This is a genomic window from Caballeronia sordidicola, assembly GCF_002220365.1.
In the GTDB taxonomy this organism is placed as follows: Bacteria; Pseudomonadota; Gammaproteobacteria; order Burkholderiales; family Burkholderiaceae; genus Caballeronia; species Caballeronia sordidicola_C.
Genome location: NZ_MTHB01000110.1, coordinates 186,841 through 210,206, shown reverse-complemented (window position 1 = coordinate 210,206; position 23,366 = coordinate 186,841). Strand labels below are relative to the sequence as shown.

23 protein-coding genes are annotated in these 23,366 nt (G+C 59.1%); 18 read left to right on the top strand and 5 right to left on the bottom strand.

All coding sequences use genetic code 11. The features are described from left to right. Nucleotides 1–365 precede the first annotated feature (365 nt). The gene (locus tag BSU04_RS18100) at nucleotides 366–1,295 is read left to right on the top strand and encodes a glycosyl transferase family 90 (protein ID WP_089161894.1); all 930 of its coding nucleotides are present in this window, start codon (nucleotides 366–368) and stop codon (nucleotides 1,293–1,295) included. Nucleotides 1,296–1,338: 43 nt separating this feature from the next. Here BSU04_RS18100 and BSU04_RS18095 read toward each other — a convergent pair whose 3' ends face one another. Further along, on the bottom strand, nucleotides 1,339–2,424 hold the full coding sequence (locus tag BSU04_RS18095) for a GlxA family transcriptional regulator (protein WP_089161893.1): 1,086 nt from the start codon (nucleotides 2,422–2,424) through the stop codon (nucleotides 1,339–1,341). 263 nt (nucleotides 2,425–2,687) lie between these two features. Between BSU04_RS18095 and BSU04_RS18085 the strand changes: the two genes are divergently transcribed. The 6 genes from BSU04_RS18085 (at nucleotide 2,688) to BSU04_RS18060 (ending at nucleotide 9,685) form a co-directional block, all read left to right on the top strand. Beyond that, the gene (locus tag BSU04_RS18085; protein WP_256983006.1) at nucleotides 2,688–3,779 is read left to right on the top strand and encodes a branched-chain amino acid ABC transporter substrate-binding protein; all 1,092 of its coding nucleotides are present in this window, start codon (nucleotides 2,688–2,690) and stop codon (nucleotides 3,777–3,779) included. Nucleotides 3,780–3,784: 5 nt separating this feature from the next. Continuing rightward, on the top strand, nucleotides 3,785–4,822 hold the full coding sequence (locus BSU04_RS18080; RefSeq protein WP_089161999.1) for an asparaginase: 1,038 nt from the start codon (nucleotides 3,785–3,787) through the stop codon (nucleotides 4,820–4,822). A gap of 106 nt (nucleotides 4,823–4,928) precedes the next feature. Further along, a complete protein-coding gene (locus BSU04_RS18075) occupies nucleotides 4,929–5,822 on the top strand; it encodes a LysR substrate-binding domain-containing protein (RefSeq protein ID WP_089161890.1) in 894 nt (297 codons plus the stop codon). Nucleotides 5,823–6,013: 191 nt separating this feature from the next. Further along, the gene (locus BSU04_RS18070; protein ID WP_089161889.1) at nucleotides 6,014–6,943 is read left to right on the top strand and encodes a hydroxymethylglutaryl-CoA lyase; all 930 of its coding nucleotides are present in this window, start codon (nucleotides 6,014–6,016) and stop codon (nucleotides 6,941–6,943) included. Further along, a complete protein-coding gene (locus BSU04_RS18065; protein ID WP_089161888.1) occupies nucleotides 6,940–8,148 on the top strand; it encodes a CaiB/BaiF CoA transferase family protein in 1,209 nt (402 codons plus the stop codon). The genes BSU04_RS18070 and BSU04_RS18065 overlap by 4 nt, the downstream gene beginning before the upstream one ends. 118 nt (nucleotides 8,149–8,266) lie before the next feature. Beyond that, nucleotides 8,267–9,685, top strand: coding sequence for an MFS transporter (locus tag BSU04_RS18060; RefSeq protein ID WP_373452843.1), 1,419 nt, complete (start codon nucleotides 8,267–8,269; stop codon nucleotides 9,683–9,685). A 51-nt stretch (nucleotides 9,686–9,736) separates the two neighbouring features. On the opposite strand, the gene BSU04_RS18055 is transcribed toward BSU04_RS18060, so the two are convergent. Continuing rightward, entirely contained in the window at nucleotides 9,737–10,189 is a 453-nt protein-coding gene (locus BSU04_RS18055) for a MarR family winged helix-turn-helix transcriptional regulator (RefSeq protein WP_089161886.1), read from the bottom strand. Nucleotides 10,190–10,298: 109 nt separating this feature from the next. Here BSU04_RS18055 and BSU04_RS18050 point away from each other — a divergent pair, with 109 nt between their 5' ends. The 7 genes from BSU04_RS18050 to BSU04_RS18020 all read left to right on the top strand — a co-directional run bounded on the left by BSU04_RS18050 (nucleotide 10,299) and on the right by BSU04_RS18020 (nucleotide 16,487). Continuing rightward, nucleotides 10,299–11,261, top strand: a complete 963-nt coding sequence (locus BSU04_RS18050) for a quinone oxidoreductase family protein (protein ID WP_089161885.1) — start codon at nucleotides 10,299–10,301, stop codon at nucleotides 11,259–11,261. 53 nt (nucleotides 11,262–11,314) lie between these two features. Then, the gene (locus BSU04_RS18045; RefSeq protein ID WP_089161884.1) at nucleotides 11,315–11,836 is read left to right on the top strand and encodes a GNAT family N-acetyltransferase; all 522 of its coding nucleotides are present in this window, start codon (nucleotides 11,315–11,317) and stop codon (nucleotides 11,834–11,836) included. Between the two features lie 397 nt (nucleotides 11,837–12,233). After that, complete coding sequence (locus BSU04_RS18040; protein ID WP_256982960.1) at nucleotides 12,234–12,830, top strand: hypothetical protein; 597 nt, start codon at nucleotides 12,234–12,236, stop codon at nucleotides 12,828–12,830. Continuing rightward, nucleotides 12,790–13,941, top strand: a complete 1,152-nt coding sequence (locus BSU04_RS18035) for a GGDEF domain-containing protein (RefSeq protein ID WP_089161883.1) — start codon at nucleotides 12,790–12,792, stop codon at nucleotides 13,939–13,941. The genes BSU04_RS18040 and BSU04_RS18035 overlap by 41 nt, the downstream gene beginning before the upstream one ends. A 289-nt stretch (nucleotides 13,942–14,230) precedes the next feature. After that, complete coding sequence (locus BSU04_RS18030) at nucleotides 14,231–15,775, top strand: methyl-accepting chemotaxis protein (RefSeq protein ID WP_089161997.1); 1,545 nt, start codon at nucleotides 14,231–14,233, stop codon at nucleotides 15,773–15,775. Between the two features lie 125 nt (nucleotides 15,776–15,900). Then, on the top strand, nucleotides 15,901–16,155 hold the full coding sequence (locus BSU04_RS18025) for a type II toxin-antitoxin system HicA family toxin (protein ID WP_062090929.1): 255 nt from the start codon (nucleotides 15,901–15,903) through the stop codon (nucleotides 16,153–16,155). Continuing rightward, the gene (locus BSU04_RS18020; protein ID WP_089161882.1) at nucleotides 16,152–16,487 is read left to right on the top strand and encodes a type II toxin-antitoxin system HicB family antitoxin; all 336 of its coding nucleotides are present in this window, start codon (nucleotides 16,152–16,154) and stop codon (nucleotides 16,485–16,487) included. Before BSU04_RS18025 ends, BSU04_RS18020 begins: the two co-directional genes overlap by 4 nt. A 175-nt stretch (nucleotides 16,488–16,662) precedes the next feature. Here BSU04_RS18020 and BSU04_RS18015 read toward each other — a convergent pair whose 3' ends face one another. Then, a complete protein-coding gene (locus tag BSU04_RS18015) occupies nucleotides 16,663–17,157 on the bottom strand; it encodes a hypothetical protein (protein WP_218827306.1) in 495 nt (164 codons plus the stop codon). Beyond that, the gene (locus BSU04_RS18010; RefSeq protein ID WP_089161881.1) at nucleotides 17,154–17,897 is read right to left on the bottom strand and encodes an SDR family oxidoreductase; all 744 of its coding nucleotides are present in this window, start codon (nucleotides 17,895–17,897) and stop codon (nucleotides 17,154–17,156) included. The genes BSU04_RS18015 and BSU04_RS18010 overlap by 4 nt, the downstream gene beginning before the upstream one ends. 125 nt (nucleotides 17,898–18,022) lie before the next feature. Here BSU04_RS18010 and BSU04_RS18005 point away from each other — a divergent pair, with 125 nt between their 5' ends. After that, nucleotides 18,023–18,919 (top strand): LysR family transcriptional regulator, encoded by an 897-nt coding sequence (locus BSU04_RS18005; RefSeq protein WP_089161880.1) that lies wholly within the window; start codon nucleotides 18,023–18,025, stop codon nucleotides 18,917–18,919. 179 nt (nucleotides 18,920–19,098) lie between these two features. Beyond that, complete coding sequence (argG, locus tag BSU04_RS18000) at nucleotides 19,099–20,433, top strand: argininosuccinate synthase (protein WP_089161879.1); 1,335 nt, start codon at nucleotides 19,099–19,101, stop codon at nucleotides 20,431–20,433. 160 nt (nucleotides 20,434–20,593) lie between these two features. Here the strand turns inward: argG and argC are convergent, their stop codons facing one another. Beyond that, nucleotides 20,594–21,523, bottom strand: coding sequence for an N-acetyl-gamma-glutamyl-phosphate reductase (gene argC / locus BSU04_RS17995; RefSeq protein ID WP_089161878.1), 930 nt, complete (start codon nucleotides 21,521–21,523; stop codon nucleotides 20,594–20,596). Nucleotides 21,524–21,649: 126 nt separating this feature from the next. On the opposite strand from argC, the gene BSU04_RS17990 reads away from it, so the two are divergent. Both BSU04_RS17990 and BSU04_RS17985 read left to right on the top strand, forming a co-directional pair. Next, the gene (locus BSU04_RS17990; protein WP_089161877.1) at nucleotides 21,650–22,534 is read left to right on the top strand and encodes a LysR family transcriptional regulator; all 885 of its coding nucleotides are present in this window, start codon (nucleotides 21,650–21,652) and stop codon (nucleotides 22,532–22,534) included. A 222-nt stretch (nucleotides 22,535–22,756) separates the two neighbouring features. Continuing rightward, on the top strand, nucleotides 22,757–23,305 hold the full coding sequence (locus BSU04_RS17985; protein ID WP_256982953.1) for a class I SAM-dependent methyltransferase: 549 nt from the start codon (nucleotides 22,757–22,759) through the stop codon (nucleotides 23,303–23,305). The last annotated feature ends 61 nt before the right edge of the window (nucleotides 23,306–23,366 follow it).

Here is a 23,366-nt window from a genome sequence, read left to right as displayed (position 1 = left end):
ATGCAGCACAACTTGAGCAGTGGGTCGACAACCTTCAGTAGTCGCCACGGATCGAACTCGACCTCCAACACCCGAAAGCGGTTGACTATATTGTCGAAAGAATGGTAACAGGTACACTACTCCCGCTGCCCGTGTGTTCCGCTCCATGCAACAACTGTTCCGCCCGTTCAATGTACTACTGTCTGGCAATCCGCTTTTTGCACGTGAGCGCTGTAACGCAACCACTGCAAAGCAACTGCTGAAGAGCATTTCGGTGTGACCCAAAGGTGATGAGTTTTTGAAGAATGATGGTTGCCCTGCCCGCAAGTGCTTCAAATCATTTTTGGTGAAATTTTAGCGCCCCATTAAAAGATTGAGTCAGATTTATGCATGCCAGAAAATTAAAATTTTACGCAAAAAATGTTATTTTCGATCTGTTTCCATCGTTGATTTTTGAAAAAAGATATGACCGCATGTTCAGGAATCTGGACGAACAGCAATGGAGTTATATTCGCTCGCGTGCCAATTATTATAATAAACTTGAGCAGCAATTCGTCCTGAACGAAACGGCGAGCCGCAGCAGCGCGCTACCTTTGCGCGGCAATCCAAGCGCCTATTACTATGATTTCAAAGAAATATCCCGATACTTCGCGCGCTCCGTAAAATTCAACTACGTGTTCAAGGACATTAAAGAAACGGTAGACGAGCCTACGCTTCTTAAAACCAGGCCCCTTAATGAAGCCAATGAAAATTCTGTCATATTGAAGCTGGACAAAATGAGGCACTTCAATTTTATTGAAGATACGCGATCATTCGAAAGCAAACTTGACATGGCCGTTTTTCGGGGGGCCTGCTACCAGGAACACAGAAAAGCATTCGTCGCCAAGTATCACGGCTCACCCATAGCCGATATTGGCGACACTGATGACGCCAGAAAGGGGCAACGCGGTCATCGACCTTATATGAGTATCGCTGACCAGCTGAAGTACAAGTTCGTGATCAGTCTGGAAGGTAATGACGTCGCGACCAACTTGAAATGGATCATGCTCTCGAACTCCGTTTGCTTTATGCGCAAGCCGCGAGTGGAAAGCTGGTTTATGGAAGGCTCCTTAATCCCCGACCATCACTATGTACTGCTGGACGATGAATTTTCGGATTTGGAAGATAAAATAAATTATTACGTTAAGCATACAGACAAGGCGATGGCGATAATTAAAAATGCCAATCAGTACGCCATGCAGTTTCTCGACACGCGGCGGGAAAAGCTTATTTCACTGCTGGTTCTTAGAAAGTACCTCGATCTTTCCGGTCAATGAAGGGTCTGTCACATCGTAGACATGCCGCCATGTTCCCCGCATGTCAGGACAGACGTTCTTCCAGTGAGATCCTGAGCCGGCCGGGCGTCACGCCGTAGACTTCCTTGAAGCCGCGGATGAAGTGTGCGGAGTCGGCAAAACCGCATTCATAGGCAATGACCGTGATACGTTTTTCCGTATTGAGTAGTAGCCAGCGCGCGTATCGAAGCCGCATCGTCCGGTAAAACTCCTTGGGAGATACCCCCATTTCAGTCAGGAAGTTGCGTTCGAGTTGCCTGACGCTCGTACCGGTCATCTTCGCGATTACCGCGACGTTGAGCGGCGCCTCCAGGTTTTCTTCCATCAGCACAATCGCGTGCCGTACCAGCAAATCACCGACTGCCAGATAGCCCAGTGCCTTACGGCGCTCGACGAACGACGTGCCGCCGTGACGGCTGACTGTCATTTGATGAATCACCTTGGAGGCTCTGTCCGAGCCGCAATGCAAGCTGATCAAACGCGTGGCCAACTCGAGGACGGACACGCCGCCGGCGCACGTAATGCGGTTGCCGTCGATCAGATAATCTGAATTGGCGATGACCCGCAGGTCCGGGAACATGGTCTTGTAGTCCTCCAGGTGGAACGCGTGGACACAAGCAACCCGGTCCTGCATCAAGCCGGCTTTCGCCAGCACGAAACTGCCCGTGCACATGCCGATCAACGGCACACCTTCGGCGTCGGCCTCGCGCAAATAGTCCCAGTAGCGCCGGTCGACCTGTTCAAGTTTCGGCAAAAGGCCACCAATCACAACGAGGTAATCGAATTGCCGCGGCGAGCCTTGTACCGCGTGCACCGGCACGGTCACACCGCAGCTCGCTTCCGCGGTTTCATCGGCCATGCCGAGCAGTGTCCATGCGCAACGCAGCGGACGGCTCTGGTCGCCGAGATCGGCTGCATGGCGCAACGCATCGCAGAAGCCCGCCAGCGAAAGCAGCGGGAAAGTGGGCCAGAGAAGAAATCCGATGTTGAGTTCGGCCCCCGAGCGGGACGCCTTGCCCTCTCGTTTGACGCTGGCGCGATCGAGCCGATCGACGAGATCGCGGCCAAGGGACGGCTCCCGGCCATCGTGCAGTGGTTTTTCGCGTGCCATGACGTTCCCGCAGGGCGTTGGTGAACCTGAGTATATAAGCCAAAAAATGCGCTTGGCCGCCATGTCGCATTTCTTCTATTTTTTTGCGAGTCGGTGCAATGCCGGCCATTTTTTCGTCACTAAAGTCGCTCCTGTCACCTGCCCGCAATCGATCACTGGCAAGCGCCAGTGCACCATCGTCCAGCAAGCTGCATAACCAGGAGAGTCTCATGTCGGCTAGATTTCACTGCGCGCTATGCGCCAATATCGGAGTAAGTCTGATCATGCTCGGCTCGGCCAGCGCATTCGCAGACGAAGTTGTCAAAATTGGACATGCCGCGCCGTTGACCGGCGCAAATGCCGAGTGGGGAAAGGACACCGAGAACGGCGCCCGGCTGGCAGTGGAGGAAATCAACGCGAAGGGTCTCGTGGTCAACGGCCAGAAGGTCACGCTGGAGCTCGATGCACAAGACGACGCGTCGGACCCGCGCCAGGGCACGCAGGTGGCGCAGAAGCTGGTCGACGACCAGGTCGTCGCCGTGGTTGGCCACATGAATTCGGGGACCACTATCCCTGCGTCGAAGATCTACAGCGACGCAGGTGTGGTCGAGGTCTCTCCTTCAGCGACCAATCCGGTTTATACGCAACAAGGCTTCAAGACCACCTACCGGGTTGTTGCAACCGACGCCCAGCAGGGTCCGGCGCTGGCCGACTATGCGAAGAAGACGCTCGGGGCGAAATCGGTGGCGATCGTGGACGACGCGACGGCATACGGCCAGGGACTCGCCAATGAATTTGAAAAGCAGGCGAAGGCGGACGGGTTGACCGTGCTCTCACACGATGCAACCAACGACAAGGCAGTCGACTTCCGCTCGATTCTCACCAAGATCAAGGGCGAGCATCCAGACATCATCATGTACGGGGGAATGGACGCCACGGGCGGTCCGTTCGCGAAGCAGGCGCAACAGCTCGCCATTGCAGCACGCGTGCTCGGCGGTGACGGCCTGTGCGCCGATTCGCTCGCGAAACTGGCCGGTGATGCTGCAGACAACGTCGTGTGCTCGATCGCCGGCATGCCGCTTGAGAAAATGCCGAATGGTCCCGCTTTCGAGCAACGCTACGAAGCACGCTTTCATCAGCACGTACAGCTCAATGCCCCGTTCGCCTATGACGCGGTGTACATCATCGTCGACGCAATGAAGCGCGCCAACTCGATCAAAGCCTCGGACATCCTTGCAGCGATGCCAAGCGCAAATTTCGTCGGCGTGCTGGGCCGCACGCAGTTCGACGCTCACGGCGATCTGAAACAAGGCGCGATCTCCCTGTATGACTACAAGCGCGGCAAGCAGACGCTGCTCACCGTCGTGAAGATGTAGTGCTCATGGACGTCCCTGTTCCTGGCGCGGGCGTAATTGGCCCTGCTGCTCCGCCGAAAGCGCGGATCGTACTGATTGGCACAGGCGGCACGATAGCGGGCCGTGGCGCGTCGCCAGTCAACACGTCCGCGTATGACTGCTCCGTGCTGTCCGTCGACCAGATTCTTGACGGTCTGCCTGCCGCGGCATCGATTGCCGACATCAGCGCGGAGCAGCTATTTCAGTGCGGCTCGGAGAATTTCGGCAATGGACAATTGCTGCAGTTGGGCAAGCGAATCTCAACGCTGCTGAAACGGGATGACGTGGATGGCGTTGTCATCACGCACGGCACCGATACCATCGACGAAACCGCTTATTTCCTTCATCTGACGCTCAAAAGCACGAAGCCGGTAGTCGTGGTGGGCGCAATGCGTCCTCCCTCCGCGCTCAGTTCGGACGGACCGCTTAACCTGTACAACGCGATCGTCGTGGCGGCGAGTGAGTCAGCTCACGGAAAAGGCACGCTCGTCGTTGCAAACGATGAGATTCACACCGCGCGTGATGTTGCGAAGACCAATACGTTCAAGCAGGAGGCGTTCAGCTCGCCGTACGGTCCCTTGGGATATATCGTCGAGGGCAAGCCGGTCTTTTATCGACTGCCGGCGCGTCGGCATACAGTGCAAAGCGAATGGTCGATCGACGAGATCGACGCGCTGCCGGAGGTCGGTATCCTCTATGCGCACGGCGGCATGAACGACGCCATGGTGCGCGCCATGCTCGACTCAGGTGTGAAGGCGCTCATCTATGCGGGGACCGGCAACGGCAACGTGGCGACCTCGGTAGTGGCTTCGCTCGTCAATGCGAGAGCGCGTGGTGTTCACGTCGTCCGAGGTTCGCGCACGGGAAGCGGCGTGGTCATCCGCAACGCCGCACAGCCCGATGATCGCTATGACTGGCTGGTAACGGACGATCAGGTTCCGCACAAGGCGCGCATCCTGATGATGCTCGCGCTTACCGGAAAGCATTGCACACGAAAACTTCAGAATGCCTTTTTGACGTATTGATTCGGCCTCTGTGCTACGACTTGGCGGCCGAAAGATCGGGTACATCCCAGCGGTCAATACGCTCAAGCTGGTGCAAACTGGGTTCCTTGACTCCCGGCGCTCAACCATGTGGCAAATCGACCAAATGAGTCTTCGACTTTTCATCGCGGTATGCGAAGAAGGGACCATCGCGCGCGCAGCCGAGCGCGAATTCATCGCGCCTTCGGCTGTCAGCAAGCGGTTAGCGGACCTGGAAACATTGGTCGGTACGGCATTGCTGTCGCGCAGCCAGCGCGGCGTCAGGGCGACCGCAGCGGGCGAGGCGCTGCTCAAGCACGCGCGCCTCATCATGCTTGACCACGAGCGCCTGCAAGCTGAGCTAAGTGAATACGCCGCGGGCGGCCGCGGACATGTGCGCGTGCTGGCGAACGTGTCGTCAATGGTTGAGTTTCTTCCGGAAGTGCTCTCCAGATTCCTGCAAGCGAACCCGGGTGTGCGCGTCGACGTTGAAGAGCGTACGAGCGCTGACATCGTCCGGGGACTGGAAGAGGGCGCAGCCGATATTGGTATCTGCCGCGATTTCGTCTCCACCCGTGAACTCGATGTGACGACGTATCGCTCGGACCATCTTGCCCTGGTGGTTCCGAAGGACCATCCCCTGGCGGGGGCGCCGGCCATCGGCTTCGTGCAGACGCTCGATCTGAACCACCTCGGGCTATCGTCGAACGCGTCCGTGAACGCCCTGATGCAGCGCATTGCTGCGGAGAAGGGGAGAGAGCTTAGCTACCGGGCGTACGTATCGACTTTCGATGCAGCCTATAGATTCATCCAGGCGGGACTCGCTGTAGCGATCCTGCCTCGCGAAGCGGTCAACCCTCAGGTCAGGCAGCAGTACGGGCTTGAAGTGATTCCGCTGGCCGAAGCCTGGGCCGAGCGGCGCTTCGTCATTTGCGTACGTGATCGCGCGGCCCTGACGCTGCCGGCGGCGCGACTGATCGAGCACCTGATGGCAACTCGCTGACACATCGCTGATGCATCGCGCCGCTCCCCAAAAGCCCTTAAGGGTTTTCCCTTTTCAGCCATTTCGCCCCGTCAGGCAACCGTCAACCGCCATCGCGGGGCAAGATGGACTGCATCGCCAAATGAGTCTTTTCACCGCGTACCCGGCCCGTCACGCTTGATCTCAACTTTGTCATCATGAGTTGAGAAACGATGAACCACCCTACCGAACGCGTGATCGTCACCGAGGTCGGCATGCGCGACGGCCTTCAAAGCATTTCGCGGATCATGTCGACCGACGACAAGAAGCGTTGGATCGACGCTGCCTGGGAAGCCGGCATTCGCAGCATGGAGGTCGCTTCCTTCGTGCCGGCGAAACTGCTGCCGCAAATGGCGGATGCCGAAGCGGTCATTGCCCATGCGCTGACTCTTGAAGGCCTCGTTGTAACCGCGCTGGTTCCAAACGTGAAGGGCGCACAGCGCGCGATCGAATCCGGCGTCCACAGGATCGTCGCACCGATATCGGTCAGCGTCGCCCACAGCCTCTCTAACGTGCGAAAGACCCCCGAGGAGATGCTCGGCGCGTTTGCCGAGATGTGTTCGCTCGCCAAAGGTCATGCCGAGACCATTGCCGGGCTATCCACCGTATTTGGCTGCACGTTGCAAGGCAACGTGCCTTATGACGACATCGGCCACATTACACGGCAAGCACTCGAAGCAGGCGCTGACGTCGTCGCACTCGGCGATACGACGGGTCAGGCCACGCCTCGACAGGTGGGCGAAATCATCGACCTGGTCCGTGGCATTGCGGGCCACAGACTGCGCTCCGTGCACTTCCATGACACGCGCGGCCTTGGCCTTGCCAACACGCTCATTGCCCTTCAGCACGGCATCCGGGAGCTTGATTCGTCGCTCGCCGGGCTCGGAGGGTGTCCGCACGCCCCGGGCGCTACCGGTAACGTCAACACCGAAGACCTTGTCTTCATGCTGCAAAGCATGGGCTATGAGACCGGCATCGATATGGAAAAGCTGATTGCCTCGCGCAGCGTGCTCGAACAAGCGTTGCCCGGCGAACTGCTTTACGGATACCTCGCCCGCGCGGGTGTTCCCTCGCAATTCCACGAATCAAAGGTCACCCGATGAACGCCTCTACGTCGTCTGCGCAAACCAGCGCCCTGCCCCTGGCAGGCATTCGCGTGGTCGAGCTGTCGCACATGGTGATGGGGCCGACGTGCGGCATGATCCTGGGAGACCTCGGTGCTGAAGTCATCAAGGTCGAGCCGCCACGCGGCGACGGCACCCGGCGCCTGCTCGGCACCGGCGCTGGTTTCTTCAGCACTTTTAACCGCAACAAGAAGAGCATCGCCCTCGACCTCGATACCGAAGCGGGTCTTGGCGCGCTACACAAGCTCGTCGACACGGCCGATGTCTTTATCGAAAACTTCAAACCTGGCCGCATGGCAACACTGGGTCTGGACTACGAGAGTTTGAAAGCGCGGGACCCAGGCTTGATTTATGTGTCGCACAAAGGCTTTCTCAACGGACCCTACGAGCATCGACTCGCGCTTGATGAAGTCGTGCAGATGATGGCGGGTCTCGCCTACATGACCGGCCCGGTCGGCCGGCCGCTGCGCGCAGGGAGCTCCGTGAACGACATCATGGGCGGCATGTTCGGCGCGATTGGCGTGCTTGCAGCGCTCTTCGAGCGCAAATCGACCGGCATTGGCAAGGAAGTGCAAAGCGCGCTGTTCGAAAATTGCGTGCTGCTGTCCGCCCAGCATATGCAACAGTTCGCCGCGACCGGCGTCGCCGCTGCCCCGATGCCTGAGCGCATCAGCGCGTGGGCGGTGTACGACGTCTTCACGCTTGCAGGAGGCGAGCAGATGTTCATCGCGGCGACAGGAGATACTCAATGGCGCGCCCTGTGCGCCATTCTCGATCGACCCGATTTGCTCGAGGACCCGCGGCTCGCAACCAACAATGATCGCGTGATGGTGCGCCCGTGGCTCCTGCAAACGCTGGGCGAAACGTTGAAACAGCTAGATGGCTCAGCGCTGATACCGCAATTCGAACGCGGTCATATTCCGTTTGCTTCGATCACCAAGCCCGAAGACCTTTTCGAAGACAAGCATCTGATCGAAAGCGGCGGCCTTGCAACGTTGACACTCGACGACGGAACCGAAACGGCGATGCCGCTTCTGCCCATCTCCATGAATGGTGAGCGCCTGCAGCCACGTCAACCGATTGCGAAGGTTGGCGAGCATACGGCCGACGTGTTGCGCGAACTTCGCTACGGTGAAACACAGATCGACGAACTCACCGCCGCCTCACACCCGAAAGCCGCCTGAGAGCGTATGGAAATCCCGAACATTACTCAAGCCGGCCCAAGACCGGAACTCATGGAGACAGGCGATGGAGTCGTCGAATCATGCTGTTTTTTCTGCCGCCGTTGCGCATCCTCGCGCAATGCCGGATGCATCCGCCCAGGCCGAAGCCGCTGTGGATGAGGTTGCTCTGGGCGCGGCGCGGATCTCGGCGCGGCTGGACCGGCTGCCCGCAACGAGAACGATCTGGCAACTCGTGATGCTGTTGAGTCTTGGCCTGTTCTTCGAACTTTTCGACCTGATGTTTTCAGGTTATATCGCCCCAGGCCTGGTCAGGAGCGGCATTCTGACCTCGACCACACATGGATTGTTTGGGACAAGCGGAGTGGCAAGTTTTATCGCGGCGCTGTTCGCCGGTCTCTTCATCGGAACGGCAGCATGTGGCTTTCTCGCCGATAAATTCGGGCGTCGCGCGATCTTTACCTACTCGCTGCTCTGGTACACCGCGGCGAACATCATCATGGCGTTTCAGGACACCGCCTTCGGATTGAACCTGTGGCGCTTTATAGCAGGCGTTGGAATAGGCGTGGAAATAGTGACTATTGGGACGTATATCTCAGAGCTCGTTCCCAAGCACATTCGTGGACGAGCATCGGCATGCTCGCAGGCGATCGGTTTCTGCGCAGTTCCCGTTGTCGCGTTCCTGTCTTACTTGCTCGTTCCTCGCCAGGTTTTCGGCATCGACGGCTGGCGTTGTGTGGTCTTGACAGGCGTGGTTGGCGCGATGGTCGTCTGGTGGGTAAGGCGACGGCTTCCTGAGAGTCCACGCTGGCTCGCCCAGCAGGGCCGCCTGAATGAAGCCGATGCCGTCATGACACGGATCGAAGCGCGCGTCGAGAAAGAATATGGAAAACCTTTGCCTACACCCGCGCTGCCAGAACCCGTGAGAGCCCGTGCATCGTTTCGGGACCTGCTTGTGGCACCTTATCGAAAACGCGTAGCCATGCTGATCATTTTTCACGTCTTCCAGACAATGGGGTACTACGGGTTCGCCAACTGGATTCCCACCTTGCTGATCAAGCAGGGTGTGACGGTCACCAGCAGCCTGATGTATGCATCGATCATCGCAATTGCGTCACCGCTGGGCCCGCTGCTTGGCATGCTGATAGCAGACAGATTCGAGCGCAAGACCGTGATCATTGTGATGGCGGCGATGAATGTTGCGTGCGGCCTGATGTTCAGCCAGGCGCGCGATACCCTCATGCTGGTCAGCCTGGGCGTATGCCTGGTCCTTGCTGGCAACATCATCTCGTTCAGTTACCACGCGTACCAGGCCGAACTGTTCCCGACCAGTATCCGGGCGCGGGCCGTAGGTTTTGTCTATTCATGGAGCCGGATCTCGGCGATATTCTCCGCTTTTGTGATCGCCTGGTGCCTGAAGGAGTTTGGTGTATGCGGGGTGTTCGTGTTTATCTCCGGCGCGATGATCGTTGTAATTTGCGCAATCGCGATACTGGGACCGAAGACCCGGAACGTTGCGCTGGAGGATATATCCACCTGAGCACTTCACGAAGTCAAGAAGCAGTTTTCACTCGGTCACGGGTGGTCCTGCTTACAGAGTCTTGACCCAGCCAAGCGCATCATCCGCAAATTTTCTAAGCAGACGGGCAAGCTCACCCACCTCTTTGGCTTCCCAGCCGGCAAGCAATTCTTCGATGATTTTCCGACGCGCCGCGTCAAGCGCATCCGTCATGACCCGCCCCTGATCCGTAATGACGGCCGCCCGAACCCGGCCGTCGTTCGGGCTTGGACATCGCGAGACAAGTCCGAGGCTTTCCAGTTTCGCGACCTGCCTGCTGACCGTGCTGTAGTCGCGCCCCGCGAGTTCCGCAAGTTCGACAATACCAAGCGGCCCCAGCCGTTCGACCCTTGCAAGCAGCGGGAAAAGTGCGCGATCCAGATCGACACCTGCCGCTGCAATCAGGGCAGCATCCGGTTGCGGCCGATTGAGCACGCCCGTAAGGTCCAATAGTGCTTCCCGCAACTGGCGTATCTCTTTCCCCATCGCGATTCAATTCCTTGTCAATGACTTTATATGTGTATAATACACATATATTTGATGATCCAATCCCGGATGAAGCGTACGCTCGGATACTTGGCAAAGGAGAGCAACCATGAAAGCAGCACTCGTTAGAGAATCCGGCGCGACGCCGGCTTATGCCGACTTCACCGAGCCCGCTGTCACCGAAGGCGTGGTCCGTATCGCGGTTGTAGCATCCGCCCTGAGTCATGTCACCAAGAGCCGGGCATCGGGCAAGCACTATAGCTCCGCGGCCAAGCTCCCTTTCGTGCCTGGGATCGACGGCACCGGGGTTCTTGAAGACGGCACGCGTGTCTATTTCGTGCTGCCCGAAGCGCCCTTCGGCGGCATGGCCGAGTACTGCATCGTCAAGAAGGCGCGTTGTATTGCTTTGCCGGCCGCCTTGGATGAGGTGACTGCGGCGGCAATCGCCATTCCGGGCATGTCGTCATGGGCGGCTTTGACCGAACGTGCAAAGCTGGTGAAGGGAGAGACCGTACTGATCAATGGTGCAACAGGCGTATCGGGCCGTCTCGCTGTGCAGATCGCCAAGTATCTGGGCGCTGGCAAGATCATTGCGACCGGGCGGAATGCGGGAACCCTGCAGTCTCTGAAAGCGCTCGGTGCTGACGAGACGATCAGTCTCACACAGGACAACGACGCACTTGAAAGCGCGTTCCAACGGCAGTTTCACGATGGCGTTGGCGTCGTGCTCGACTATCTTTGGGGGCAAAGCGCAGAGCTGTTGCTGGCGGCCGGCGCCAAAGCTTCGCCGGAGGCGGTGCCGCTCCGGTTTGTTCAGATTGGGGCCATGAGCGCGGCAACCATCACGCTTCCCAGCGCAGCGCTGCGATCATCAGCCATCGAACTCATGGGCAGCGGTATAGGCAGCATTCCAATGCCGCGCCTTCTTGGTGCGATCGAACAACTGTTGAACGCCACGGTCCCCGGCGGTTTCGAGATCGCGACTAACTCAGTACCCTTGTCTCAGGTCGAGGATCACTGGGCCAATGAAAACCAGGCACGTACGGTGTTTACGACAGGGTTTCAACCGTGACAACCGGGCATTGCCTATTTGCCGAACTTCGCGATTCCGCAACATCTGACCACATGATCACAATCCGTCTCCTCGCCCCCGGCGACGCCGATAGTTTTAAATCCCTGCGCCTCGCCGCCGTAGATAACTCTCCAACGTCCATATGGCCGACACGCGAGGAGGAAGAAGCGCGAACGACCGAACAAACCGCTGCCCGCATTCAATCGACAGGGACGCAGGCTGTATTTGGAGCATTTGCCGGTGCAGCGTTGGTCGGTATCACGGGAGTGCGTCGGGAGCCTCTCGCCCAGGTTCGTCACAAAGCGACGATCTGGGGCGTATTCGTCGAGCCCAGGTATCGCGGAAAAGGGATTGCGCAGGCGCTTTTAGCGGCTGCCACCACACACGCGTCACGCGACTGGGACAGTGTCCAACTCATGCTATGCGTGAACGCGGAAAACCTGGCTGCCAAGAAGCTTTACGCTAGCCATGGCTTCGTGACGTTCGGCGTCGAGCCATGTGCGATGCAAGTTGATGGCCGATTCCATGATGAAGAACACATGGTAAAAAGGCTTGGAGAGCCGTTGGCGAGCTAGCAATCACCCCATCCGGCCGCCAAGAGCTATTCAACAATCTCTATTCAAAAGTGCATCCCACCGATGCCCGCTTTCACGCCAGTCACGATTTCCCCGACCGTCCAGACATTCGACCGGCGTCGATCAGTCACATTCGATCTTCGGGCTTCAATAGCAGCGTGCGTCGGCAACGTTGAAAGGAAAGACGAACGAGCTTAGAGGCCTTGCCCGGTCCGATAATTTACGCTTGAGTGCTGAGCGTCTGCTTGCACGGTACTGGCACATTAACTGCTGCTTTATCGGGTTACCTCCTCCCGATGGGGGTACATTCTCTAGGCAGCCTTACTCAAAAAACTTTGCGTAATCGTATGAATTAATTTCGTCGAAATATCAGATGAAATGAAGGGAGAGTAGTGTGATGTCCAAGCATACCGAGTTGCCATCGGACACAGACGGAACCGATACAGACTTCGCTCTTGACGCCGACCCCGCGTTTGCACGAACGCCCGTGAGATTCGGACGGCTTGCGCTTTGGGTCGCCTCGGCAAGCGCGCTGGCAATCGGAATCATGGGCACGGTCGCGTATGGTGTCTGGTTCAACCAGGATCAACACGCCTACGCCGAAGCCATGGAACACGCCCGGCAGACGCTCTGGCTCTCAGCACCGGCACCGGAACCGACTCCGGTGGTGCAGCAAACGGCTTCGTCCGGTCACGTCCCGGCGCCCTTGGCTCCCGTACGTCCGGTCACCGTCGCCAGTACCGATCTGAACGCGCCCGTGCCTCCCCCCACCCAGTTCAATCGCCGTGTAACGGCTTCTGATTCGGCCGTGCCCAAGCTTGCCGTCACCCGCCCTCCGCGAGCGAGTAGCACTGCAAGCGTGGAACGCCACCGTCCATTGTCGCGCGTCAAGTCCAATGGCAACCTCTTCACCCGCGTAGGTTCATTTTTTCATCGCGTAAGCTACCGGCAGCATGGCACCGAAAGCCAGCGAGATATCTACGGCCATCCGTGAGCGGCAGCGCGCCTGCAAACCTGTCCCCCGTTCGCGTTTCAGGCCAGGTCCGGCTACGATCGCCTGCATTTCCTTCCTCTGCCTGCTGATGGGTCTGCTGTTCCTCGCATTACAAATCCGGTCGATCTTCTCGGACCAACTGAAGCAGGAATACAGTGGGCTCGTTCTCGAAGGAATTGAAAGGGCGGAAAGCGCCCGCAATCTGGTCCGCGTCTGGCAACGACAAGCCGACAACAGCATTGCGAGACCAGGACAACCGGAACAGTCGGACGACTATCGGCGTGCACGAATTGACCTGGCTGGGCGCCTCACGTCGCTCGCGGCGCTGGTGAACGCGAGCCCGTCGGCGGCGCCCCCCATCCCTCGATCCGCCCTGTCACCCGACACCAATCTCGACGATACCGACGCGCTGCTCGCCGTGCAATCCGTTTACTGGCGGGCGCAGCGCACCAATGACAGCGCCGACGCACGCACCCGCATAGCGCGCGTGGCGAGCACATTGATCGTGTTGTCGGCATGTGTATTCGGTGCGCTGGTCACCGCTCTGGGCATGTATGCCAAGCGCGCGCGCCAACTGGCCGGCGAGTCGCACAAGTTCGAGCATGCAGCGCTGCATGACGCAATGACCGGCCTGCCGAACCGACGAAAATTGTTCGCCACGCTGGCGGAAACGGCAACGGGGTCATCGGGCAATCCGACGCTCCTTAAAATTGCCGTGATTTACATCGACCTTGACGGGTTCAAACAGGTCAACGACTCGCTCGGCCATGACGTCGGTGATGAATTCCTGATTGCCGTTTCAAAGCGCTTTCGCAAGACCGTGCGTCTGGTCGATGTAGTCGCCCGCTTTGGCGGCGACGAGTTCGTTGTACTGGTCCGCGAGTTTTCGACTAACGCCGAATTAGAAGCGATTGCACAGCGCCTGATCGACTGCGTACTCCAGACGGACGAGCAAATGGGCATTGGATTTGTCCGCGCCAGTATCGGCATAGCGAGCTTTCCACATCCCGTCAGGGACTACCATCAGCTCGTCGCCGCCGCCGACGAAACCATGTACCAGGTGAAGCGCAACGGCAAGAACGGTTACGCGTTCGCGACACGGGTGGGCTGAGCAGGATCGTGTCAATGTCTACGCCGCGCGCGTTGCGCGCAGCATCCCCCGCTTATCGGCACGAACACGCAGAATCTGAAGGCGCACATTTCCCGATGTCGCTATCACGCGGCGTGCATGAGAATCGCGTAACGAGCCTTATCGACTAGCCTGCCCGTTCCGGCGATCAGCTTGACTCGCCAGAGCCGCGGCCGGCATCGTCCGTCGTTTATTAAAGAAAACTAAACGACATCGGCCAAAGACCAACCAAGGATAACCACGCGTGCGGTGTTCGCCCGCGATCAAGACCATGCTCAAGAACTTTACGATTCGCCGCGGCCTCACGATTACCATCGCCGGTTATACGCTCGCGCTCGTGGCGGTGCTGCTTGCAGCCGCTTTGTGCCTGCGCCAGAGCAACCAGGCGCTGGAGCAGATGGTCGCCACCGATACCGTCGCCATCACGCACCTCAAGACGAGCTCGCAACGGCTGCTGCAAGTACGCCTTGCGCTCGGCAGCTTTGAGACGTTGTTCATGCTCGGCAAAGCTGGCGACGACCTGCTGCCCGACGCGCGCAAGACGCTGAAAGCGAGCGATGCCGAGTTCGATGCGTACCTCGCCAAACCGCGCGACCCGCAGGAGGAGCCGCTCGTGCAAGCCGCGAAAGCCGCCCGCGATGCATTGATCGCGAAAGCGCTCAACCTTGAATTCGATGCCCTCGCGCAGAACGACTTCACGACGTTCCGCACGCTCCAGGTTCAGACGGCGGACGGTTTATACGCCACCTACGATCACGCGATGTCCGCGCTGGAAGCGTTCCAGGTCGCGCATCAGCAAGACCGCTTTGCGCAGGCACAGGCTCAATTCCATACGATGGCGACGGCGGCCGTGATTGTTGCCGCGTTGGCGCTAGTGCTAGGGTTCATCGCGCGGGCCGCGTTGGGTGCGGCGGTGATGAAGCCGATCGAGTCGGCGATTCACCACTTCGAACAGATTGCCGCGGGCGATCTGACGGCGAGTATCGATTCCTCGCGCGACAACGAAATGGGCCGCTTGTTTGCCGCGCTCGGCAAGATGCAGCAGGGGCTGGTGGGGACGGTGCAACAGGTCCGCGGCGGCACTGGCGCGATCTCGCATGGTGCGCGCGAGATTGCGGCGGGTAACATCGATTTGTCGCAACGCACGGAAGAACAGGCGGCGTCGTTGCAGCAAACAGCGTCGAGCATGGAGCAGTTGACGGCCACCGTCCGCCAGAACGCCGACAACGCGCGGCAAGCGAGCGAGCTGGCCGTCGATGCATCGGCAACAGCCGTGCGTGGCGGCACTGTCGTCGGCAAGGTCGTTCATACGATGGACGACATCGCGACGAGTTCCACGCGGATCGCGGACATCATTGGCGTGATCGAGGGGATTGCGTTCCAGACGAATATTCTTGCGCTGAACGCGGCGGTGGAAGCCGCGCGTGCGGGTGAACAAGGGCGGGGTTTTGCGGTGGTCGCGGGCGAAGTGCGCAACCTTGCGCAACGCAGCGCCGGGGCCGCGAAAGAGATCAAGGAGTTGATCAATGCATCGGCGGGCAAGGTGCAGGCCGGCAACGTGCTGGCGGGACAAGCGGGCCAGACCATGAGCGAAGTGGTCGCGGCGGTGAAGCGGGTGTCGGACATCATTGGCGAGATCAGCGCGGCATCGAATGAGCAGACCGGCGGTATCGAACAGATCAACCGCGCGGTCGCGCAAATGGACGAGGTGACGCAGCAGAATGCGGCGCTGGTGGAGGAAGCGGCTGCGGCTGCGGCGTCGCTTGAGCAGCAAGCTGAGAAGCTGGATGTCGCGGTGGCGGTGTTTCGGGTTTAGGGGGTTTGCGTCGGTGTTCCTGGCACCGCACTGTTATCGCTCACCGGTACTCGTGCGAGCCTGGCTTGCTCCTTTCATCAAAATCTGCCCCTCGAAGTGATATCAATTTGTGATATCATCCAATAATGAAAGCCAAGCATAGGAAGACGCTCGAAGCGATATTCAGAAAACCCACGAACGGCGGTATTGTTTTCGCGGAAATTGAATCACTGGTCATCGCGCTTGGCGGTGAGGTACGGGAGGGCTCTGGCTCACGAGTCGCATTCGAGCTGAACGATCGCCGCCGATATCTGCATCGGCCGCATCCAGGCAAAGATGCAAAGAGGTATCAGGTGGAAGAAGTGCGAGAGTGGTTTATCGAATTGGAGGTGAAGCCGTGATAAACGCAATGAGCTATAAGGGGTATCTTGCGCGAGTCGAGTTCGATCCGCGCGACAACATTTTCGTGGGACATGTGCTCGGTGTATCGGAGCACATCAGCTTCCACGGTGAGACGGTGCTTGAGTTGACCACCGGGTTTCATGAGGCAGTCGATCACTATCTTGAGGATTGCGCCAAGACAAGCCGCGATCCGCAAAAACCGGCATCGGGCAAACTCATGTTGCGGATTAGACCGGAAGTCCATGCTGCCGTGGGCATAGCAGCCGCAGCAGCTGGTAAAAGCATCAGCCAGTGGGCGGACGAAGTATTGGCACGCGCTTCGCACGCGTAATAGCCTCGCCCTTGGGGGCATCCGCGAGGGCCAAAGATTCTTCGGTATCAGCTAGGTTTAAAAAACAAAATGCCCGACGGCAAATAAGCGTTTCGTCACCCCATGTGGCAGAAGTCGCGTACTGCCGCTTCCCGGTGCTTCCAGCATACGTCGTGCTCAAACGCACAAAGCTCGATCAACCTCCCGCCGGCAGCGCCGCAAACGTCTTCGAGGGATAACCACGCCCTTGCGCCAAGTGCGGCTCAAAAGCAAATCCACGGTTCAGCATGTCGTTCATATCGGCGCGGGTGATTTTCATCACGTAGCTGTGCTCAGTCGTGACCAACCGGCAGTTCCCCGAGGTCTCCGATGCGCTGAACCACTTGCCCGCATCGGCATGACCTGCCGGGTCGGTGTGGCCGTCATGCTCCACTTGCCAGCGGCCATCGAGCAGGATCCAGAAGTCATCGCTCTTGTCCGCCGCCGAACAACTCGCGACCACCGTGCCCGCCTGCGCTTCCCACTCTCGCGAGTGTCCGATGGTCCAGCGCAACTGTTCCGTATCAAGCCCTGCAAAAAACGGCGTCTTCCTGAGCAGATACAAATACGTCGTCGACGCTTTCATGGTCTTGCCCTCCTGCTGCGCGTAACCCTGCTGAGCGCACGCAGCGCTCAGCATAAGAAGTCTCAAGCGAGACCGCCATTGGCGCGCAGGATCTGGCCGTTGACCCAGCCGGCATCCGGACCGGCGAGGAACGACACGACCGAGGCGATATCTTCAGGTTGGCCGAGGCGTTGCAGCGGCGGCATCTTGGCGAAGGTCTGGATCTGTTCGTCCGTCTTGCCATCGAGGAAAAGCGAGGTTGCGATCGGACCAGGCGCAACCGCATTCACCGTGATGTTGCGGCCGCGCAGTTCCTTCGCGAACACGTGCGTGAACGCTTCAACGGCCGCTTTCGTCGCGTTGTAGATAGCGTAGCCGGGCATGTTCAGGGCGAGCGTCGTGCTCGAGAAATTAATGATGCGGCCACCGTCGTTCATCCGCGCCGCCGCTTCGCGCAGCGTGTTGAAGGTGCCGCGAACGTTGATGCCGAAGGTCTGGTCGTAGAGCGCGTCTGAGGTATCGGCGAGCGGAACCGTCTTCAGCACGCCTGCGTTGTTCACCAGCACGTCGATCTTGCCCAGTTGCTGTTCGGTCGCGTCGAACATGGCGCGAACTTCGTCGGCGTTCGATACATCGGCCTTGATCGCGATCGCTGTCGTGCCCTGGGCGGCGAGTTCCGCGACGAGCGCATCGGCTTCCTTCGAACTCGATGCGTAGTTGATGGCTACCGCAAAACCGTCGTTGGCGAGACGCCGCGCCACTGCTGCGCCGATACCGCGCGATGCGCCCGTGACAATGGCTACCTGACTGTTCTTGACTGTGTTCATGATTCGCTCCGTGTGAGTGGTGAGTGTGTGGAATGAAGTATTGATCATTCACATCGATTGATAATTACGCCTGATTTGTTAATATCGTTCCGTTTACTTTAACAATCAGCGCTCGCGAGTCGCCCATGGACCGGTATCAGGAAATGCAGGTGTTTATTCGTATCGCCGAGCGGAGCAGCTTCACGCAGGCTGCCGACGACCTGCAGATACCGCGCGCCACGGTCACCAACCTGCTCAAGCGTATGGAGGAACGGCTCGGGACGCGGCTGCTTGAGCGCACCACCCGCACGGTGCGGCTTACGCACGATGGCGAGGCGTTCTACCGGCGCTGCGTGCGGCTGGTCGCGGACATGGAGGAAGCGGAGGGATCGTTCCGCAATGTCGCGCCGAAGGGTCTGCTGCGTGTGAATTTGCAGGGAACGCTTGCCCGGCATTTCGTGGTGCCGGCGCTGCCTGAGTTCATCGCGCAATATCCGGAGATCGAATTGCAGATTGGCGAGGACGACCGGCTGGTGGATCTGGTGCGCGAGGGGATCGACTGCGTGCTTCGGGCCGGGACGCTCCAGGATTCGTCGATGGTCGGACGCCGCGTCGCGCTGATGGAGCAGGTGACGGCAGCGAGTCCCGCCTATCTGGAGCAGTTCGGGGAGCCCGAGACGCTCGAGGCGCTGGGTGCGCACCGGGCGGTGAACTATCTATCGAGCGGATCGGGGCGCGTCTTGCCGATGGAATTTACCGTCGATGGCCGCGTGATCGAAATTCAGCTTGCCGCGGTGGTATCGGTCACTGGCGCGGATTTATATACGGGGTCAGCGGTGGCGGGATTAGGGCTGGTGCAGGTGCCGCGGTATCGGGTGACGGGGGAATTATCAGCGGGGACGCTGAAGGTCGTGCTTGAGGACTTTCCGCCGCCCGCTATGCCGGTTTCGGTTTTGTATCCGCAGAACAGGCAGTTATCGGCGAGAGTTCGCGTTTTTGCGCAATGGGTCCGGGAAATTTTTGAGGCGGCGGGAAAGGTTTGATTTTGGCACCCATTTGGTCAGTGGTCATTCGACAACGACGTCCAAATCGTTGAAAATCGCTGTTTGAATTTTCGACTTCCGGGTCGGAACGATCAAGCAACGCCAAGGCGCCCTCGACTCGGCGGCGCAGCTCCGCCTCTCACAGCTCATACGCCACCCCTTAACCAGACGATTCCACCATGACCACTATTCTCGAAAGCCTTCCCGTCCAGCAGCGCGTCGGAATCGCGTTCTCCGGCGGCCTCGATACCAGCGCCGCGCTGCATTGGATGCGCCTCAAAGGTGCCGTACCGTTCGCGTACACCGCCAACCTGGGCCAGCCCGACGAGGAGGATTACGATGAGATTCCCCGTCGAGCGACACAGTACGGCGCAGAAGGCGCGCGGTTGATCGACTGCCGGGCGCAGCTCGTCGCCGAGGGCATTGCGGCTTTGCAGTCTGGCGCGTTCCATATTTCGACCGCTGGCGTGACCTATTTCAATACGACGCCGATCGGCCGCGCCGTGACGGGAACCATGCTCGTCGCCGCGATGAAGCAGGATGGCGTCAATATCTGGGGCGACGGCAGCACGTATAAAGGCAACGACATCGAGCGGTTTTATCGTTATGGCCTCTTGGTGAACCCGGACCTCAAGATCTACAAGCCGTGGCTGGATCAGGCGTTCATCGACGAACTGGGTGGGCGCGCCGAGATGTCCGAATTCATGCGCAAGGCCGGATTCGACTACAAGATGTCGGCAGAGAAGGCTTACTCGACCGACTCCAACCTGCTGGGTGCGACGCACGAAGCCAAGGACCTCGAAAGCCTCGAAAGTGGCATGCAGATCGTCAACCCGATTATGGGCGTGGCGTTCTGGCGCGACGACGTGCAGATCGCCCGCGAACAGGTCACGGTCCGTTTCGAAGAAGGAAGGCCGACCGCACTGAACGGCGTGGAGTTTCCAGATGCGGTCGAACTGATGCTGGAGGCAAACCGTATCGGCGGACGCCACGGACTCGGAATGAGCGATCAGATCGAGAACCGGATCATCGAGGCGAAGAGCCGCGGGATCTATGAGGCGCCGGGGCTGGCGCTGCTGCACATTGCGTACGAGCGGCTGGTGACGGGCACCCACAACGAGGACACGATCGAGCAGTATCGTGAAAGCGGCCGCCGTCTCGGACGCCTGCTGTACCAGGGCCGCTGGTTCGATCCGCAGGCAATCATGCTCCGCGAAACCGCCCAGCGCTGGGTGGCCCGTGCAATCACTGGTGAAGTGACTATCGAACTTCGGCGCGGCAATGACTATTCAATCATGAGCACGAAGTCGCCGAACCTAACCTATCAGCCGGAGCGGCTGTCGATGGAAAAAGTGGCGTCGACGTTCTCCCCACGCGACCGGATCGGGCAGCTGACCATGCGCAATCTGGACATCAACGACACACGCGAAAAGCTCCGTGTCTACGCCCAGGTCGGCCTGCTGACTCCCGGCGATACCTCAGCTCTGCCGCAGTTGAAAGACGCCGCCGAGTAGGACAGGGGAGACCGATAGGATGATAGGAGCGCAGCTTGCGCAGATGGTCGACTGATACCTGGATCCCGCTCAACTGACTGCTATCGGGCACGTACCGGTCACTTTGGCAACAATCGCTGGCATAGGGGTGCAGCCGAACATCAGCTCAATCCATTGGCCGCTATTGCTGCGTGAGCATCAGGTTCAGGTTCTGAACCGCAGCGCCAGATGCGCCTTTTCCGAGATTATCGAAAACCGCGGATAGCAGCACGTGCCCGTGTTCCATGTTGGGAAATACGCTCAAGCGCATGTCGTTCGTGCCGTTCAGCACTTGCGGATCGAGGTGCTTTAACGCGCACGATTCCTGCAGCGGCAAGACATGCACATGAGTCGCTTCGGCATAGTGCCGCGCGAGGCATGCGTGTAACGCGGCGCCATCCACGCCGGGCGCCAGCAGCCGCAACGCCAAGGGCACCGTCAGCACGATGCCCTGGCGGAAAGCACCATACGCAGGGACGAAGATGGGACGCTGCGCGAGCCCGGCGTGCTGCTGGATCTCCGGGGTGTGCTTATGCGCGAGTTCCAAACCATATACCTGGTAGGCAGACACGTTGACGGTGCCCTGTCGCTCATGTTCTTCCACGCCGGCACGTCCGCGTCCGGAGTAGCCGGACACCGCGTGAATGCTGACCGGATAACTGCCTGGTATCAGCCCGGCTCGCAGCAGGGGACGCAACAAGCCGACTGCGCCGGTCGGATAGCAACCGGGATTGGTGACCCGATGCGCATTCGCAATGCGTTCCGCCTGCCCCGGATCCATCTCGGGAAAGCCGTATATCCAGCCCGGTTGCGTGCGGTGGGCGGAACTTGCGTCGATTACTCTCACGGCAGGATTGACGATAGCGTCCACCGACTCACGCGCGGCGGCGTCGGGCAGACAGAGGATGGCGATGTCGCAAGCGTTGATCGCTTCGGCGCGACGCTGCAGATCCTTACGTTCCGAAGCGGGAAGCGTGAACACGCTCAGGTCGGTCCGGTCTCGCAGCCGTTCGTGGATTTGCAATCCGGTGGTGCCTTGGTCGCCGTCGATAAAAACAAGGGGAGAGCTCATGCGCGCAATACTCCGGTGACTGGGTCATAACAAGTAGAACGAGCCCTATCTTCCGCGCACCGCTAGAATAGCAAAAGTTGAATTTCACAACGCTAACATTCAGTTTTTCTGAATTTGGACGTCGACATGCGAGAGATCAGCCTAGACCGCTTGCGCACGTTGGTCGCCATTGCCGACCGTGGTTCATTCGCTGATGCGGCCCGTGCGCTGCACCTGGCTCCGCCAACGGTCAGCCTCCACATCGCCGAACTGGAAGACCGCATTGGAGCTCCGCTCCTGTCACGCAAGCGCGGACATGTTCGGCCGTCGGCGATAGGCGAGCTATTGGTCGAGCGCGCGCGCCGACTGCTGGCCGACGCGGAACAGGCGTTGGATGATGTTCACCGCCAGGTGCAAGGGCTCGCCGGACGCGTTCGGCTCGGAGCATCGACCGGCGCTATTGCGCACCTGCTGCCGCAAGCGCTCGACGTACTGCGCCAACAGCATCCCGCTATCGACATTCAGATTGCGGTACTCACGTCGCATGAAACGCTGTCCCGACTGGCCGATGGAACGCTGGATGTTGGGCTGGTCGCCCTGCCTCAGTCCCCGGTGGCTGGACTCACGATAAAGCCCTGGCGTCGCGACCCCGTCATGGCCTTCATGCCGGCACATTGGCCATGTCCGGCTCGCATCACGCCTGAGTGGCTCGCAGCTCAGCCTCTCATTCTTAATGACACCACCACGCGTCTCTCGCGTCTGACTGCCGAGTGGTTCGCGACCGGCGGTCACCACCCTGCGCCGCGCATTCAGCTCAACTACAACGACGCAATCAAGAGCCTGGTCGCGGCAGGTTATGGCGCAGCGCTGTTGCCCCATGAGGCCAATACGCCATTGCCCGACCGGCGCATTGTCATGCGTGCGCTGCGCCCTGCGTTGTGGCGCCGGCTTGGCGTTGCACATCGTGCGGGGTACATCGAACTTTCCACGCAACACGTACTCGATGTGTTGTGGGATCTCCGATCGGGATAAGAACTGCCATTTGTCGCTTCGGTTCGTTCTCGCTGGGACAGCAACCGCCTGCGCGCCACGAACGAATGGCCGGTTTGTAGAAATTCGACCGACCGAATTGGATCGGTCTGAGAAGGTCGGCATCGATCACGGTGCTGACCTTAAACAAGCAGCGGAAATCGTTTCAAAAACAACCTTCAGGATATGTTCGCCATGTTCCCCGACCCTTGGCTAGACAGATGGATGACATTGATAAACGCGCGCGCTGGCGAACGGCCTGTACTTGAGATTGGCTGTGGCTACGGCGACGACACCGCAACCCTGGCGAAAGCCGGTCTACGCGTGATCGGCTTTGACCTGTCACGCGCCTCGGTCGCGTCGGCGAGGATCAGAGTGCCCTCTGCGAGCATCGAACGACGAGATGTTCGTGATCCGCTTCCCGAAGATGCCACGGACCTGGGCGTTGCGTTGGCCAGTCTGTCGCTTCACTACTTCGCTTGGGAAGAAACGGTGTCGATCGTGGATCGTGTGCGATTGGCGCTACGATTGGGTGGCGTACTGCTATGCCGTTTGAACTCTACCGAAGATAGAAATTTTGGCGCGTATGGATGCGAGGAAATCGAACCGAACTATTTTCTGGTGAACGGACAGCCAAAGCGATTCTTTGACGAAAGCGCGGTGCGTCGACTCTTTGCGCAAGGCTGGAACACGATCGCGCTGGAGCATATGACGACTGACAAATATCAGAAACCCAAGGCAGCTTGGGAAGTCATTCTTGAGCGGGTGCGGTGATCCGTTGTCGAACGGGTCTTTAGTTGGATCCGGCCAAACACGATCCCACCGCCTAGCCCTG

Coding starts and splice junctions, on each gene's coding strand:
- BSU04_RS18100 (WP_089161894.1), top strand. CDS start 366: ATGCATGCCAGAAAATTAAAATTTTACGCAAAAAATGTTATTTTCGAT.
- BSU04_RS18095 (WP_089161893.1), bottom strand. CDS start 2,424: ATGGCACGCGAAAAACCACTGCACGATGGCCGGGAGCCGTCCCTTGGC.
- BSU04_RS18085 (WP_256983006.1), top strand. CDS start 2,688: ATGCTCGGCTCGGCCAGCGCATTCGCAGACGAAGTTGTCAAAATTGGA.
- BSU04_RS18080 (WP_089161999.1), top strand. CDS start 3,785: ATGGACGTCCCTGTTCCTGGCGCGGGCGTAATTGGCCCTGCTGCTCCG.
- BSU04_RS18075 (WP_089161890.1), top strand. CDS start 4,929: ATGTGGCAAATCGACCAAATGAGTCTTCGACTTTTCATCGCGGTATGC.
- BSU04_RS18070 (WP_089161889.1), top strand. CDS start 6,014: ATGAACCACCCTACCGAACGCGTGATCGTCACCGAGGTCGGCATGCGC.
- BSU04_RS18065 (WP_089161888.1), top strand. CDS start 6,940: ATGAACGCCTCTACGTCGTCTGCGCAAACCAGCGCCCTGCCCCTGGCA.
- BSU04_RS18060 (WP_373452843.1), top strand. CDS start 8,267: ATGCCGGATGCATCCGCCCAGGCCGAAGCCGCTGTGGATGAGGTTGCT.
- BSU04_RS18055 (WP_089161886.1), bottom strand. CDS start 10,189: ATGGGGAAAGAGATACGCCAGTTGCGGGAAGCACTATTGGACCTTACG.
- BSU04_RS18050 (WP_089161885.1), top strand. CDS start 10,299: ATGAAAGCAGCACTCGTTAGAGAATCCGGCGCGACGCCGGCTTATGCC.
- BSU04_RS18045 (WP_089161884.1), top strand. CDS start 11,315: ATGATCACAATCCGTCTCCTCGCCCCCGGCGACGCCGATAGTTTTAAA.
- BSU04_RS18040 (WP_256982960.1), top strand. CDS start 12,234: ATGTCCAAGCATACCGAGTTGCCATCGGACACAGACGGAACCGATACA.
- BSU04_RS18035 (WP_089161883.1), top strand. CDS start 12,790: ATGGCACCGAAAGCCAGCGAGATATCTACGGCCATCCGTGAGCGGCAG.
- BSU04_RS18030 (WP_089161997.1), top strand. CDS start 14,231: ATGCTCAAGAACTTTACGATTCGCCGCGGCCTCACGATTACCATCGCC.
- BSU04_RS18025 (WP_062090929.1), top strand. CDS start 15,901: ATGAAAGCCAAGCATAGGAAGACGCTCGAAGCGATATTCAGAAAACCC.
- BSU04_RS18010 (WP_089161881.1), bottom strand. CDS start 17,897: ATGAACACAGTCAAGAACAGTCAGGTAGCCATTGTCACGGGCGCATCG.
- BSU04_RS18005 (WP_089161880.1), top strand. CDS start 18,023: ATGGACCGGTATCAGGAAATGCAGGTGTTTATTCGTATCGCCGAGCGG.
- argG (WP_089161879.1), top strand. CDS start 19,099: ATGACCACTATTCTCGAAAGCCTTCCCGTCCAGCAGCGCGTCGGAATC.
- argC (WP_089161878.1), bottom strand. CDS start 21,523: ATGAGCTCTCCCCTTGTTTTTATCGACGGCGACCAAGGCACCACCGGA.
- BSU04_RS17990 (WP_089161877.1), top strand. CDS start 21,650: ATGCGAGAGATCAGCCTAGACCGCTTGCGCACGTTGGTCGCCATTGCC.
- BSU04_RS17985 (WP_256982953.1), top strand. CDS start 22,757: ATGACATTGATAAACGCGCGCGCTGGCGAACGGCCTGTACTTGAGATT.